Source organism: Streptomyces turgidiscabies Car8 (genome assembly GCF_000331005.1).
GTDB lineage: Bacteria > Actinomycetota > Actinomycetes > Streptomycetales > Streptomycetaceae > Streptomyces > Streptomyces turgidiscabies.
Genome location: NZ_AEJB01000416.1, coordinates 1 through 14,629, shown reverse-complemented (window position 1 = coordinate 14,629; position 14,629 = coordinate 1). Strand labels below are relative to the sequence as shown.

Here is a 14,629-nt window from a genome sequence, read left to right as displayed (position 1 = left end):
TCAGTCCCGCGCGCCGACGATGTCGAGCACCGCGAGATACGAGAAGGCGAGACTCGAACCGATCGGGGTGCCCGCCCCCGGATACACGCGCCCGGACATCGCGGCCGCGGTGTTCCCGCTCGCGTACAGCCCGTCGATCGGACTGCCGTCCGGCCGCAGCACCCGCGCGCTGTCGTCGGTCACCAGGCCGCCCTTCGTACCGATGTCCGCCGGGAGGACGGTCGCGACGTAGTACGGCGGGGTGTCGAGCGGAAGCAGTACCGGGTTCGGCCAGTCCGGAGTGGGCGGCGCCGGATAGTTCAGCGCGGGGAGGGCGGGGAAGCCCAGCACATGGTGGGCGATCTGGTCCCAGGGCGACTCGCCGCGATGGAACTTCTCGTCGACGCCGGTGTGCGCGTAGCCGTTGAACTCCTCGACGGTCTCGCGCAGCGTGGCGAGCGGTACGTCGATCAGCTTCGCCACCTCCTCCAGCGTGTCGGCCTTCTTCAGCGCGCCCGACTCGAACCACTCGGGGCGCACCGGCTGGTCGGCCGGCCCGCCGAAGCTGTCCCGGTCGAGCTGACGCTGGTCGATGATCCAGTGGGCGGGGATGTGCGAGACGCCTGTGGCCGCGTGGAGACGGAGGATCTCGTGCCCGGCCTGGTCGTAGGGGCGGGTCTCGTTCATGAAGCGTTCGCCCGCGGCGTTGACCCAGATCCCGCCCCGCGTGCCCGTGTGGAAGACCGGGAGCCCGTCCGGCCACACGACACCCGGCACGAGCCAGGCCTCGTCGAGCAGATCGGTGGCGGCACCGATCGCCATCCCCGCCAGCAGGGCGTCGCCGGTGTTGCCCGGGGCCCCGTTGGACCACTCGCCGGTCAGCGGCGGCTGGTGCTTCGCGCGCAGGTCGGGGTCCCGCTCGAAGCCACCGGCGGCGAGGATCACGCCCCGCTCGGCGCGGATACGGACGGGCTCACCCTCACTGACGGCGTTCACGCCGACGACCCTGCCGTCCTCGACGACGAGGCTCTCCAGCGCGGTGTCGAGCCGGAGCGTGCCGTTGCCGGTCTCCAGGAACGCCGCCAGTGCCCGGCCGATCAGCGCGCGGCCCCCGTTGAGCACCGGGCCCTGGTCGACGCCCCACCGTTCCATGGAGATCGGCTCGCGCACGAGCCGGGCGTGGTCGCCGAGTTCGGCGGCGGGAATCTCCGGCGGGAAGATGGTGTGCCCCGCGGGGGAGGCGCCGGGGGCGTCCGCGTAGTACTCCGGCACGGGCGCGTACACGAACGACCGGAACCACTCGTTCCGCTCCAGCTCGTCGATCAGCTGGGCGCCCGCCCGCAGGTAGGCGTCCTGGCGCTTCTCCCGGGAGGGGTCGTCGACGAGGTCGCGCAGATACGTCCGCGAGCCCTCGACCCCGTCGTCCACGCCGGCCCGCCGCAGCGGGGCGGAGCCCGGGAACCAGAGCCCGGCACCGGAGTAGGCGGTGGTGCCGCCCACGCGGTCGGTCTTCTCGATGACGAGCGTACGCAGACCACGCGAAGCCGCCACGTACGCCCCGACCAGACCTCCGCCGGACCCTACGACGACCACGTCGTAGACATCTTCGTTGATGCTCACGATGACCTCCTCATGCTCATGAATGCCGACGTTCCGGGTGGGGGTGGGGGACCGCGATCCGAGGGGCCCGTGGTGCCCGTGGTGTCCGAGGTGGGGGTTCGTCCGGCGGAGGTGGGCACCGCCTCTCGCCCCCGGCCGTTCAGCGGTTCGCCGGACGACGGTAACGAGCCGCCGCCGCCCCGGCGTTCGGCCATCTCGCTCAGCGAGACGCCCCCGGTCGACACCCCAGTCCCGCTCAGCGGAACGTCCGTGCCTGCCGTACGCCGACGCCGCTCAGGCTGGAGTCCCGGTACGAGCTGAGGACGCGCATGACAGACATGGGGGCACCGATGACAGACAGCGGGGAACCGGCGGCCGTCGCACAACACGCGGCCGTCGTCGCCGAGGCGGCCGCACGACTCTCCGGCGCGGCCCGGGACCACAAGCCGTGCGCCCCCGTCCGGGACCTGCTCGGCGCGAGCGACATCGGCCTCGCGTACGCCGTCCAGCAACGTGTCATCGGTGACCGGATCGCCGCCGGGGCCCGGGTCGTCGGCCGCAAGATCGGGCTCACGTCCGAGTCCGTCCAACGTCAAGTGGGCGTAGACCGGCCCGACTTCGGGGTCCTGCTGGACGACATGGACGTCTCCGGGCTGCCGGAGGTCCCCAGCGGGCGGCTGCTGCAGCCCAGGGTCGAGGCGGAGATCGCGTTCGTGCTCGCAGCCGACCTGGACGACGACGACCTCGACGTCGAACGAGTCCGCTCGGCGGTCGGACACGCCGTGGCCGCACTGGAGATCGTGGACAGCCGGGTCGCCGACTGGGACATCGCGATCACGGACACCGTCGCCGACAACGCCTCCAGCGGCCTGTTCGTCCTCGGCGGCGAGCGCGCGAGCCTCAAGGAGTTCGAACCCCGGGACGTGACCATGCGGTTGTACGCCGACGGCACGCTCGCGTCCGAGGGCACCGGCGCCGCCTGTCTCGGTGACCCCCTCGCGGCGCTGCTGTGGCTGGCGCGCACCGCCCGGGAGTTCGGCGACCCGCTGCGCGCCGGCCAGGTCGTCCTCTCCGGCGCCCTGGGACCGCTCGTCCCCACCCCGCCGGGCAGCACCGTACGGGCCGAGATGTCGGGCCTGGGATCAGTGACAGCGACCTTCTCCGCCAAGGGACTTGAGGAAGACGGATGACGAAGACCAAGGTGGCCGTTATCGGCTCCGGCAACATCGGCACCGACCTGATGATCAAGGTGCTGCGCCTGTCCGACACCCTGGAGATGGCCGCGATGGTAGGCATCGACCCGGACTCGGACGGACTGGCGCGCGCCGCCCGCCTCAAGGTTCCCACCACGCACGAGGGCGTGGACGGACTGATCAGGATGGACGACTTCGACGAGATCGGCATCGTCTTCGACGCCACGTCGGCGAAGGCCCACGTCGAGAACGCCAAGAAGCTCGCCCCGTACGGCAAACGCCTCGTCGACCTCACCCCGGCGGCCATCGGCCCGTTCGTGGTGCCGCCGGTGAACCTGGACGAACACCTCGCGAACAGTGACGGCGCCGACAACGCTGTCGACAACCTGAACATGGTCACCTGCGGCGGCCAGGCGACGATCCCCATCGTCCACGCGGTCAGCCGCGTCACCCCGGTGCCCTACGCCGAGATCGTCGCGTCGATCGCCTCCAGGTCGGCCGGTCCCGGCACCCGGGCCAACATCGACGAGTTCACCGAGACGACGTCCGGCGCGATCGAGAAGGTCGGCGGCGCCCGGCGCGGCAAGGCGATCATCGTCCTGAACCCGGCCGAGCCCCCGCTGATCATGCGGGACACGGTGTACTGCCTGATCGGTGACGCCGACCACGACGCGATCCGTGCCTCCGTCGAGGAGATGGTCGCGGCGGTCGCCGAGTACGTGCCCGGCTACCGGCTCAAGCAGCAGGTCCAGTTCACGCCGGTGCCCGACGGCGACCCGGTGCACACGCTCTTCACCGGAGACCCCTCCGAGGCGACCACCAAGGTCTCCGTCTTCCTCGAAGTGGAGGGCGCCGCCCACTACTTGCCCGCCTACGCAGGCAACCTCGACATCATGACCTCGGCCGCCCTGCGTGTCGCCGAGCGCATCGCCCAGCGATTCTCCACCGAGGTGACCAAGTGACCGCCACCCCCAGGCTCTACGTCCAGGACGTCACCCTCCGGGACGGGATGCACGCGATCCGGCACCGGATCACCCCCGAGTTCGTGGCGAAGATCTCCAAGGCGCTCGACCGGGCGGGCGTGGACGCCATCGAGGTCGCCCACGGGGACGGTCTGGCCGGCGGCAGCCTCAACTACGGGCCGGGCAGCAACACCGACTGGGAGTGGATCGAGGCGGCGGCGGACGCCATCGAGCGCGCGACCCTCACCACCCTCCTCCTGCCCGGCATCGGCACGATCGTGGAACTCAGGCGGGCCTACGCCATGGGGGTCCGCTCGGTCCGCATCGCCACGCACTGCACCGAGGCGGACGTCGCCGCCCAGCACATCACCACCGCCCGCGAACTCGGCATGGACGTCTCCGGGTTCCTGATGATGGCCCACATGGCACCCCCGGAGATCCTCGCCGGGCAGGCGAGGCTGATGGAGTCGTACGGCGCGCACTGCGTGTACGTCACGGACTCCGGTGGCCGGCTGACCATGGACGGGGTACGCGACCGCATCCGTGCCTACCGGGACGTGCTCGACCCGGAGACCCAGATCGGCATCCACGCGCACGAGAACCTGTCCCTGTCGGTGGCGAACTCGGTGGTGGCGGTGGAGGAGGGGGTCACCCGGGTCGACGCGTCCCTCGCGGGACAGGGCGCCGGCGCGGGGAACTGCCCGATCGAGCCGTTCGTCGCGGTCGCCAACCTCCAGGGCTGGAAGCACGACTGCGACCTCTTCGCCCTCCAGGACGCCGCCGAGGACCTGGTCCGTCCGCTCCAGGACCGACCGGTGCGCGTCGACCGGGAGACCCTCACTCTCGGCTACGCCGGCGCCTACTCCAGTTTCCTGCGCCACGCCGAGGCCGCGGCGGACCGCTACGGCCTCGACGCCCGCACGATCCTCCAGGAGGTCGGCAGGCGGGGGCTGGTCGGCGGCCAGGAGGACATGATCGTCGACATCGCCCTGGACCTCACCGGGGGCTGACCTCGCACGACGGACCTGCCGCCTCCCGGAGGAAGACTTCCGGGAGGCGGCGCCCGTCTCCATCGCTCGATAAATAGACCGATCGCCCCAATTAATCGGTGCGCGACTCTTTCTCTGCGACCCACGGCATTGGTACGTTGGCGCCGAAGTCGAACCAGAATTGATTACGGTTTGAGCAGAGAGGCACCGACGATGACGTCTGCCCTTCGCCTGGACTCGCGAGCCTCCGAGGTCGTCGGGCAGGTACTGCCTCCGTCGATGATGGAGCGCGTGACGCTGATCATGGACCTTTTCGAACGTCCGCAGACCCACCTGACCCTCGAAACGGTCTCGCGCCGGACCCACCTCCCACGCTCGACCACCCACCGGATACTCGACCAGCTGGTCCGCCTGGACTGGCTGCGTCACACGGTGGCCGGGTACACGCTGGGCCGGCGGGCACTCGGTCTGGGCGGCCGGGAGATCGGCCACAGCGCGCTGCGGTCGGCCGCCGCGCCCCACCTCCTCGACCTGGCCGTCCGTACCAGAATGGTCGTCCACCTGGCCGTGCTCGACGGGCCCGAGATCTACTACCTGGACAAGGTCGGAGGCCGGGCGGCGGTGGACATCCCGTCGAAGGTCGGGGGCCGCGCGGTCGCGCACTGCACCGGACTCGGCAAGGCCATGCTCGCCTGGCTGAGCCCGGAGGAGATCGACGCGCGGTACGCGCAGCTGATCGAGCGCCGCACCGAGCACAGCATCGGCCACCTCGACCACCTGCACCGCGAACTGCGCACCGTACGCCGCCGCAACGGCCTGGCGATCGACCGGGGAGAGTGCTTCCCCGACCTCGGCTGCGTGGGCCTCGCCCTACGCGGCCCCGAGGGCCCCATCGGCGCGATCTCGGTGGTCGGAGACGGCAGCTCTTCACTGGAACTGGTGGCTCCGCTGGTGGTGAACGCGGTGAAGGCGGTAGGCGAGGACCTCTTCGACTCCGCGCGTCAGGACCGCCGGAACCTCCCGAACCTGATCGGCTGAGCGGAAGCGCCCGTCAGGGGCGCGGGGAACTGCGCGACCAGCCCCCACGGGCCGTCAGTGAACGAACCACCCGGTTGTTCGTTCACCGCCGGCCGCCGGAGGCACTCTCACCAGGCCGTCCAGCCCCCGTCCACAGTCACAGTCGTCCCCGTCACAAAACGCGCCGCGTCCGACGCGAGAAACACCGCCGCACCCCCGAGCTCCTCCACGGCCCCCACCCGCCCCATAGGCGTGCCCCGCACAATCCGCTCACCCCAGCGACTGTCCAACAGGCCCGCGCTGAGATCCGTACGGAAGTAACCCGGCGCCAGCGCGTTCACCCGCACCCCCCGGTCCGCCCACTCCACGGCCAGCGACTTGGTGAGCGCCTCGACGCCCCCCTTGCTGGCGGCGTACGCGGCGATCCGTTCGAACCCCGTGCTCGCGTGCACCGAGGAGATGTTGACGATCGACCCGGACCCCTGCTCCAGCATGACCCGGCCGGCCTCGCGGCAGCAGTAGAAGGCGCCCTGGAGGTTGACGGCGATCACGCGCTGCCAGTCCTCGTCGGTGACCCACTCGCTCCGGCTGAAGTGCGGACTGACGCCGGCGCAGTTGATCGCCGCGTCCAGCCGGCCCGTCCACCCGACGATGCCCTCCACCATGGCCCGTACGGCGGTGGAGTCGTCGACCGAGCCGGGCAGCACCAGCGCCTTGCCGCCGTACTCGGCCAGTTCGGCTTCGAGACTGTCCAGGTCCGCCGCCGTACGGGCCGTCACCGCCACGTCGGCACCGGCCTGGGCGAGGGCGACCGCGATGGCCCGGCCGAGCCCCTTTCCGGCGCCGGTCACCCAGGCGGTACGGCCGTCCAGGCGCAGGTCTGTGTTGACGTCGGCCATGGTCAGCTCTCCGTGGGGATGTCGCGCAGGGTCCGCTTGAGGACCTTGCCCGAGGGGGTGCGGGGGAGTTCGTCGACGATGTCGAAACGGGCGGGCACCTTGAACTTCGCCAGGCGCTCCTGGCAGAACCCCCGCAACTCGTCCGTGCCGGCGTCCGTGCCCGGCCGGAACACCACGAAGGCGCGCGGGACCTCGCCCCAGCGCGGGTGGGCCAGGCCGACGACCGCCGCTTCCAGGACGGCCGGGTGCTCGTACAGGACCCGTTCGACCTCGGGGGTGGCGATGTTCTCGCCGCCGGAGACGATCATGTCCTTCTTGCGGTCGTCGATGTAGAGGAAGCCCTCCTCGTCGACATGACCGATGTCGCCGGTGTGGAACCAGCCGTCCCGCAGGGCCGCCGCCGTCGCCTTCTCGTCGCGCCAGTAGCCCGCGAAGACCTTCGGGCCGCGCAGCGTGATCTCGCCGAGCTCACCCGCCGGGGCCTCCTCGCCGGTGTCGTCGACGATCCGGATCCGGGTGTGGGGCACGGGCCGGCCGACCGAGCCCAGCTTGGACAGCCCGTGCTCGCGGTCGAGGAAGGTGTCGCCCGAGACCGTCTCGGTCAGGCCGTAGGCGTCGGCGAACCAGGCGTTCGGGAACGCGTTCATGATGCGCCGCAGCACCGGCTCGGGGGTCTTCTCGCCACCGCCCACGATGAAGCGCATCGACGTGGTGTCGTACGACTCCCGGTCCGGCACCTCCAGTACGGCGTTGACCATCACCGGCGCCAGCCAGGCGTTGGTGACCCGGTGCTCCTCGATGGCACGCAGGACACCCGGCGCGTCGAACTTGCGCTGGAGGACCACTCCGCCGCCCGCGTAGAGCACCGGGAGGGCGGGCATGTCCAGGCCGCCGACGTGGTAGAGCGGCCCGGCGACGAGGGTGGTGTCCGCCGCGGTGAGGCCGAAGTGGACGATCTGGGACACGTTCTTCGCGTGCAGATTGCCGTACGTGATGCGCACGCCCTTGGGGCGGGAGGTGGTGCCCGAGGTGTACATCAGCCGCTGGAGGTCGTCCGGTCCGACCTCGGCGGGCTCCACCCGGGTGCCCTCGTGCCGGTCGAGCAGCGCCTCGTAGCCGGTCCACTCGGCCGACTCCGGTTCACCGTCCACCAGGACGCGGTGCTCCAGACCGGACAGCTTCCCGGCGATCCGGTCGGCCGCCCGGACGAACTCCGGTTCGGTGACGATCACCTTCGCCTCGGAGTGGCCCAGAATGTACGCCCATTCCTCCTCGGACAGGCGGTAGTTCAACGGGAGGAAGACCGCCCCGACCCGGTTCGCCGCATAGACCAGTTCCAGGAACTCCGGCCGGTTGTAGAGCAGCAGCCCGACGACGTCGCCGCGCCGGACGCCCAGCTCCGTCAGGCCCGCGGCCAGCCGGTTGACCCGGTCGTGGAGTTCGCGCACCGTCAGGCGGCGCTCGTCCTGGGTGACGACCACGGCTTCGGGCCGCTGGGTCAGGTGGTAATCGAGGATGCTCGCGAAATTGTGCACGCCGTCTCTCTCGCTCTGTGTCGGCACGGCGAATGTTTCGTGCCACCGCTCATACGGAAAGGCGGGTTCCGGCCGATTGGTTGCCCGCTACCATGATTTAGTGTACCTCTTGGTCTATAAAACGTGTGTGCCGAACTGTACGACGACGTGAACACATCGACAACCATCTGCGCGTCGGTGAGTTCACCTGATTCCGCCGATGAGGAGGCCCTGGTGCCGCGCATCCGTCTCGACACCGACGGACCCGTTGTCACGGTCCGCCTCGACCACCCGCCGCTGAACGCCTTCGACACCGTCCTACGCGACGAACTGGCCGCGCGAGTACGCGACCTGGCCGACGAGCCCCGGGTGCGGGCCGTCGTGCTCTACGGCGGTGAGCGGCTGTTCGCCGCCGGAGCGGACGTCAGGGCGCTCGCCGCGATGGACGTCGAGGAGGTGCGGGGCTGGAACCGGGCCCTGCAGCGCACCTTCGACGAGGTGGCCCGGTTGCCCATGCCGGTCGTCGCCGCGATCACCGGGTACGCGCTCGGCGGCGGCCTCGAACTGGCCCTCGCCGCCGACCACCGCATCGCGGCCGACGACGCGCTCCTGGGCCAGCCGGAGGTACTGCTCGGCATCATCCCGGGCTCGGGCGGCACCCAGCGCCTGACCCGGCTGATCGGCCCGTCCCGCGCCAAGAACCTGCTGATGACCGGCCGCAGGGTGGACGCGGCCGAGGCACTCCGACTGGGCCTGGTCGACGAGGTGGTCCCCGCAGCCGAGGTCCACACCGCCGCCCTCCGCTACGCCCACCGCCTCGCCGAGGGCCCGGCGGCAGCCCTGGAGGCCATCAAGGAGGCCGTCGACCACGGCACCGACACCGCCATGTCGACAGGCCTGGCCCTCGAACGCGCCCTGTTCACAGGCGTGTTCGCAACGAAGGACGCCCGCACGGGCCTCCAGTCCTTCCTGGACCAGGGCCCAGGCAAGGCCCGCTTCGAAAACCCTGGCCAAGGCGCCCCGTAGGGGCCGCCTTGGCCAGGGGCGCGGGGAACTGCGCGACCAGCCCCCACGGACCCGCAGCCGAACACCACCGAACGAAAGGAGGGCGGACCATGAAAGCCCTGCGCTGGCACGCCGCACGAGACCTACGACTGGAGGAGGTCCCGGACCCGCCGGACCCCGCCCCCCACGAGGCAGTCGTGGAGGTCACCTGGTCCGGAGTATGCGGCACCGACCTGCACGAGTTCCTCGAAGGCCCCCACATGATCCGCGACAGTCCACACCCCCTCACCGGCAGCAGCCCGCCCCTCGCCCTCGGCCACGAACTCAGCGGCACCGTCCTGGCGTTGGGCACGGAGACACCCGGCATCACCGTCGGCGACCGCGTCACCGCCGACCCCGTCTGGCGCTGCGGCGTCTGCTTCTGGTGCGCCCGCGGTGAGTACCACATCTGCCCCAGGAGCGGCTCCGTCGGCCTCGCCTCACCCGGCGCGTTCGCCGACCGCGTCACCGTGCCGCTCGCCGGACTGACCCGGCTGCCCGACAGCGTCAGCGACGAGATGGCGGCCGTCGCCGAACCCCTCGCCGTGGGCCTGCACGCCGTCACCCGGGCGGGAGTGCGGCCGGGCGACAACGTCCTGGTCGTCGGCGGCGGTCCGATCGGGGTCGCCGTGGTCCTCGCGGCCCGAGTCGCCGGCGCCGCCGGACTGTACGTGAGCGAACCCCTCGCCCGGCGCCGTGAGTTGTTGCTCGACCTCGGCGTCACCGAGGCGTTCGACCCGCGCGAGACGGACGTACGCCGTGAGGTGTTCCTGCGGACCGGACGCATCGGCCCCGACGTCGTCATCGACGCGACCGGTGTGCCCGCGCTCGCCGGGCAGGCGGTCGCCACCGTCCGGCGCGGCGGCCGGGTCGTGCTCGCCGGGGTCGGGCACGGCAGCGTCGAGTTCGACATGGGCCAACTCGTCTTCTACGAACGCTCGGTGGTCGGCACGCTCGGCTACAACTTCGACATCCCCCGCGTGATCGACCTGATGAGCAGCGGGCGCCTGGACGCCTCGGCTCTGGTCACCGGGCGGTTCGCGCTCGCGGACGGCGTAGAGGTCTTCGCGGACCTGGCCGCCGACCGGGCCAGGCACCTCAAGGTGCTGCTGACTCCGAAGGGACTGTGAGATGGATTTCGACCTGCCGGAGGAGACCCGGGACCTCCAGGAGATGGTCCGCGAGTTCGCGGCGAAGGAGATCAGCCCGAACGCCGCCCAGTGGTCCGAGACCGAGACGTTCCCGACCAAGATCTTCACCAGGCTCGGCGAACTCGGCCTGATGGGCATGCTCGTGCCCGAGGAGTACGGCGGCGCCGGCTCCGACACGGTCTCCTACGTCGCGGTCATGGAGGAACTCGGCGCGGCGGACCAGTCGGTGGCCTCCTCCTGGAACGCGCACTCGACCATCGCCACGCTGCCGCTCCTCGCGTACGGCACCGAGACACAGAAGCAGCGCTGGCTGGCCCCGCTGGCCAGGGGCGAGGCCATCGGGGCGTTCGGCCTGACCGAGCCCGGCGCCGGCTCCGACGCGGCCGGCATCACCACCACGGCCCGCCGCACGGACGGGGGCTGGCTGATCAACGGCACCAAGATGTTCATCACCAACGCCGGCACCGACATCAGCCAGGGCGTCACCCTGCTGGCCACGACCGGCAAGAGTGAGGACGGGCGGAAGCGGTTCGCCACCTTCTACGTCCCGACCGGGACGCCCGGTTACAGCACCGGCGCCAAACTGAAGAAGCTCGGCTGGCACGCCATGGACACCCGGGAACTCGTCTTCGACGACTGCTGGGTCCCCGAGGACCATCTGATCGGCGAGGAGGGCAACGGGCTGCGCCAGTTCCTCTCCGTCCTCGACAAGGGCCGTATCAGCGTCGCCGCGCTGGGCCTGTCCCTGGCCAGGGCGGCACTCGGGCTGGCCGTCAAACACGCCACGGAACGCCACCAGTTCGGCCGCCCCCTGTCGGCCTTCCAGGCGGTCGCCCACAAGATCGCCGACATCGGCACGGAGTTGCAGGCCGCCCGCTGGATGGTCTACCGAGCGGCCTGGCTCGCCGACCAGGGGCGCCCGTACGGCACCGAGGCGGCCATGGCCAAGCTGTACGCGTCCGAGGTGGCCAACCGTGCCGCCTCCCAGGCGGTGCAGATCCACGGCGGATACGGCTATGTGCGGGAGTCGGAGATCTCCCGGTTCTACGCCGACGCCAAGATCCTGGAGATCGGCGAGGGCACCAACGAGATCCAACGCGACGTCATCGCCCGGGCGTTGCTGAAGCAGACGTGACACGAGCAAGTGGGCGTGGGCGTGAAGGGCGGGACGCGAAGAGGCCCGCGGCGGATGCCGCGGGCCCCTGCACCGGCTGCTGTACCGGTCGTATCGCCTGTTCTGCCTGTTCTGCCTGTTCCGGGCGGCTCAGCTCGCCAGGGCGGCGGTCTGCCACACGGACTCGGGGTCGAGCGGCAGGTCGGGCCGGTCGCGCTTGAAGGCCGCGGCCTCCTCCTCCACGTCCGGGAGGGTCGCGCCGGGTGCTCCGAAGCCGCGCAACAGGGTGTCGCAGTACTCGCTCGACAGGTACGAGGCGTCCCAGTCGCCGTTCGGCTTCACCCATTGGTAGGTGTGGTTGTGCAGGTTCAGGAACTGCAGGGTGGCCAGGTGCGGTTCGACCGCGCGGAAGGTGCCCTGCTCCACGGCCTCCGTGAGCAGTCCCCGGACCAGTTGCTCGAACTCCGCGCGCTGGCCGAGGAGGGTGTCGAGGTAGTCGCCGGTGAGACTGCGGTAGTCGTGCTCGTAGACCCAGATGTGGTCGAGCCTGCGGAAGATGATCGTCAGCAGGGACTCCGACAGCAGCCGCAGCCGTACCAGCGGGTCCGCGTCGAGGCCCGCGATCTCCCGGGCGCGGGACAGCAGCGGGTCCATGACCCGCGACTGGATCTCGATCAGCAGGTTCTCCTTGGACCCGATGTAGTAGTACAGGGCGCCCTTGGCGAGCCCGACCGCACGGCCCAGTTCGTTGATGGAGGTCGCCGCGTAGCCATGACGGGCGAACAGTGTGGCCGCGGTGTCGATGATCTTCTGACGCCTGACCTCGTAGTCCGGCCCGTGGCCCGGTGGTCGTGGCATGTGGTTCTCCCCGCCTGCTGTGTCGATATCTCGACGTACCGATGAGACAGGGCTTCGGCGCCGCGTCCGGACGGCCGGTGGCACATCCGGGGGGAAGCGGGGCCGGGCCCTCGTTCTCTTGTGCTTGACCAGTTTGCTAGACCAGACGGTACATTAAAAGACGGACTCCGGCGGCGCGGCCTTGTACCGCCCGCGCGATCATTGCGAGGACGCGCATGACGACCGAGGCACCCCACCAGAAGACAACCTTTTCCGCCGGTTCTGCCGGTTCCGCACACGCGGAACAGCTCCTGGAAATGTACCGCCGGATGCGGCGCATCCGGCGTTTCGAGGAGCGGGCCTCCGTGCTCTACAAGGCGACGGAGATCCCCGGATTCCTGCATCTGTCGATCGGCCAGGAGGCCAGCGCGGTCGGCGCCTGCTGGCCCCTCGGCCCCCGTGACGGCATCACCTCCACCCACCGGGGCCACGGCCATGTCCTGGCCAAGGGACTGGACTCGGCGTCCATGATGGCCGAGCTGATGGGCAAGGACGCCGGAACCTGCCACGGCCGCGGCGGCTCGATGCACATCGCCGACCCGGGCCTCGGCATCTACGGCGCCAACGGCATCGTCGGCGCGGGCCTTCCGATCGCCACCGGTGTGGCCACCGCGGCCAAGCTGCGCGCCGCGGGCGACGTGGTCGTGGCGTTCTTCGGGGACGGCGCGGTCGCCCAGGGCATGTTCCACGAGGCCGTCAACCTGGCCGCCGTATGGGACCTGCCCGTCGTCTTCCTGTGCGAGAACAACCACTACTCCGAGTTCTCGCCCGCGTCCGAACAGCACCGCGCCCCGCTCTCCGCGCGCGCCGCTGGGTACGGCATCGACTACGCGCACGTCGACGGAAACGACGTACTCGCGATGGTGGGGCTGATGAACGACGTCGTGGAACGTCTGCGCGGCGGCGCGGGACCGGTCCTCGTGGAGGCCGAGACCTACCGCTGGCACGGCCACTACGAGGGCGACCCCGAGCGCTACCGCAGCGCCGAGGAGGTCGCCGAGGCCAAGGACCGCGACCCGCTGCTGGTGGCCCGGCGCCACCTGGCGGCGGCCGGTGTCCCGGCCGAACTGGCCGACGCCGTCGACGAGGAGATCGACAAGGAGATCGAGGCGGCGGTGGAATGGGCCAGAGGCCTGCCCGAACCGGCGCCCGAGACGCTGTACGACTTCGTCTCCGCGCCGCGCACCGCGACACCCGAGCCGGCGGCCCCCGCCGAGGGCGAGATCTTCCGCTCCATGGACGCCGTACGTCTCGCCCTGGAGCACGAACTCACCACCGACCCCGACGTGTTCCTCGCCGGCATCGACATCGGCGCGGGCGGCAACGTGTTCGGCCTCACCCGTGGGCTGGCGGACGCCTTCCCCGGCCGGGTCCGGGACACGCCGATCAGCGAGAGCGCCATCCTCGGCACGGCGGTCGGGGCGGCCATGGCCGGCCTGAAGCCGGTCGTCGAGATCATGTACATGGACTTCATCGGCGTCTGCCTCGACATGCTCCTCAACCAGGCGGCCAAGCTGCGTTTCATGACCGGCGGCCGCGCCTCCATGCCGCTCGTCGTGCGCACCCAGTTCGGCGCGGGCCGCTCCTCGGGAAGCCAGCACTCGCAGAGCCTGGAGGCGCTGCTCGCCCACATCCCGGGCCTGACGGTGGTGATGCCGTCCAACCCGGCCGACACGTACGGCCTCCTGCGCGCCGCCATCCAGGACCCGAACCCGGTGGTCTTCGTGGAGAACCGGCTCCAGTACGGACTCAAGGGCCCGCGTCCGCCGGTCGGCCACCTGATCCCGCTCGGCAAGGCCAAGGTGGTCCGCGAGGGCACCGACATCACCCTGGTCTCCTGGTCACGGATGGTCCAGGACTGCCTGGCCGCCGCCGACCTGCTGGCCGCCGAGGGGACCAGCGTGGAGGTGATCGACCTGCGTACGGTCGCCCCGCTGGACCGGGAGACCGTCCTCGCCTCCCTCGCCAAGACCAACCGCCTGGTCATCGCCCACGAGGCCGTACGGGACTTCGGCGTCGGAGCCGAGCTGGCCGCGCTCGCCGTGGACGAGGGGTTCTGGCACCTGGACGCACCGGTGACCCGGGTGGCCCCGCCGCACGTTCCGGCGCCGTACGCGCCCTCGCTGGAGCGGGTGTGGCTGCCGTCGCAGGACACGATCGCCGAGACGCTGCGACGGATCGCGGCGGTCTGAGCCGCACGCCTGAGCCTCTCGACCGGACCCCACGACTGAACTCCACGACCGAACCCGACATCTGAACCGCGCAGGAGAG

At 70.8% G+C, this 14,629-nt stretch carries 12 protein-coding genes; 8 read left to right on the top strand and 4 right to left on the bottom strand.

Annotation, left to right across the window (positions count from 1 at the left end; genetic code table 11):
* The gene (locus STRTUCAR8_RS30300) at nt 1–1,599 is read right to left on the bottom strand and encodes an FAD-dependent oxidoreductase (protein ID WP_006379949.1); all 1,599 of its coding nucleotides are present in this window, start codon (nt 1,597–1,599) and stop codon (nt 1–3) included.
* Between the two features lie 329 nt (nt 1,600–1,928).
* Here STRTUCAR8_RS30300 and STRTUCAR8_RS30295 point away from each other — a divergent pair, with 329 nt between their 5' ends.
* The 4 genes from STRTUCAR8_RS30295 (at nt 1,929) to STRTUCAR8_RS30280 (ending at nt 5,760) form a co-directional block, all read left to right on the top strand.
* Nucleotides 1,929–2,768, top strand: coding sequence for a 2-keto-4-pentenoate hydratase (locus STRTUCAR8_RS30295; RefSeq protein WP_044473162.1), 840 nt, complete (start codon nt 1,929–1,931; stop codon nt 2,766–2,768).
* Nucleotides 2,765–3,733: an acetaldehyde dehydrogenase (acetylating) gene (locus STRTUCAR8_RS30290; protein WP_006379941.1), complete on the top strand. Its 969-nt coding sequence runs from the start codon at nt 2,765–2,767 to the stop codon at nt 3,731–3,733. Before STRTUCAR8_RS30295 ends, STRTUCAR8_RS30290 begins: the two co-directional genes overlap by 4 nt.
* Nucleotides 3,730–4,743 (top strand): 4-hydroxy-2-oxovalerate aldolase, encoded by a 1,014-nt coding sequence (dmpG, locus tag STRTUCAR8_RS30285; protein WP_006379947.1) that lies wholly within the window; start codon nt 3,730–3,732, stop codon nt 4,741–4,743. Before STRTUCAR8_RS30290 ends, dmpG begins: the two co-directional genes overlap by 4 nt.
* Nucleotides 4,744–5,001: 258 nt before the next feature.
* Nucleotides 5,002–5,760 (top strand): IclR family transcriptional regulator, encoded by a 759-nt coding sequence (locus tag STRTUCAR8_RS30280; protein WP_006379946.1) that lies wholly within the window; start codon nt 5,002–5,004, stop codon nt 5,758–5,760.
* A 107-nt stretch (nt 5,761–5,867) separates the two neighbouring features.
* On the opposite strand, the gene STRTUCAR8_RS30275 is transcribed toward STRTUCAR8_RS30280, so the two are convergent.
* Both STRTUCAR8_RS30275 and STRTUCAR8_RS30270 read right to left on the bottom strand, forming a co-directional pair.
* Entirely contained in the window at nt 5,868–6,638 is a 771-nt protein-coding gene (locus tag STRTUCAR8_RS30275) for an SDR family NAD(P)-dependent oxidoreductase (protein WP_006379942.1), read from the bottom strand.
* Nucleotides 6,639–6,640: 2 nt separating this feature from the next.
* Nucleotides 6,641–8,173, bottom strand: coding sequence for an acyl-CoA synthetase (locus tag STRTUCAR8_RS30270; protein ID WP_006379943.1), 1,533 nt, complete (start codon nt 8,171–8,173; stop codon nt 6,641–6,643).
* A gap of 213 nt (nt 8,174–8,386) precedes the next feature.
* Between STRTUCAR8_RS30270 and STRTUCAR8_RS30265 the strand changes: the two genes are divergently transcribed.
* The 3 genes from STRTUCAR8_RS30265 to STRTUCAR8_RS30255 all read left to right on the top strand — a co-directional run bounded on the left by STRTUCAR8_RS30265 (nt 8,387) and on the right by STRTUCAR8_RS30255 (nt 11,482).
* Complete coding sequence (locus STRTUCAR8_RS30265) at nt 8,387–9,178, top strand: enoyl-CoA hydratase/isomerase family protein (RefSeq protein ID WP_100247705.1); 792 nt, start codon at nt 8,387–8,389, stop codon at nt 9,176–9,178.
* Nucleotides 9,179–9,267: 89 nt separating this feature from the next.
* Nucleotides 9,268–10,326: a zinc-binding dehydrogenase gene (locus STRTUCAR8_RS30260; protein WP_006379938.1), complete on the top strand. Its 1,059-nt coding sequence runs from the start codon at nt 9,268–9,270 to the stop codon at nt 10,324–10,326.
* A 1-nt stretch (nt 10,327) separates the two neighbouring features.
* Nucleotides 10,328–11,482, top strand: a complete 1,155-nt coding sequence (locus STRTUCAR8_RS30255; RefSeq protein ID WP_006379940.1) for an acyl-CoA dehydrogenase family protein — start codon at nt 10,328–10,330, stop codon at nt 11,480–11,482.
* A 129-nt stretch (nt 11,483–11,611) separates the two neighbouring features.
* On the opposite strand, the gene STRTUCAR8_RS30250 is transcribed toward STRTUCAR8_RS30255, so the two are convergent.
* Nucleotides 11,612–12,319 carry a TetR/AcrR family transcriptional regulator gene (locus STRTUCAR8_RS30250; RefSeq protein WP_006379945.1) on the bottom strand — a complete coding sequence of 236 codons (708 nt, stop codon included), beginning with the start codon at nt 12,317–12,319 and terminating at the stop codon, nt 11,612–11,614.
* A gap of 215 nt (nt 12,320–12,534) precedes the next feature.
* Between STRTUCAR8_RS30250 and STRTUCAR8_RS30245 the strand changes: the two genes are divergently transcribed.
* Nucleotides 12,535–14,550, top strand: coding sequence for an alpha-ketoacid dehydrogenase subunit alpha/beta (locus STRTUCAR8_RS30245; RefSeq protein ID WP_006379948.1), 2,016 nt, complete (start codon nt 12,535–12,537; stop codon nt 14,548–14,550).
* Nucleotides 14,551–14,629 lie beyond the last annotated feature (79 nt).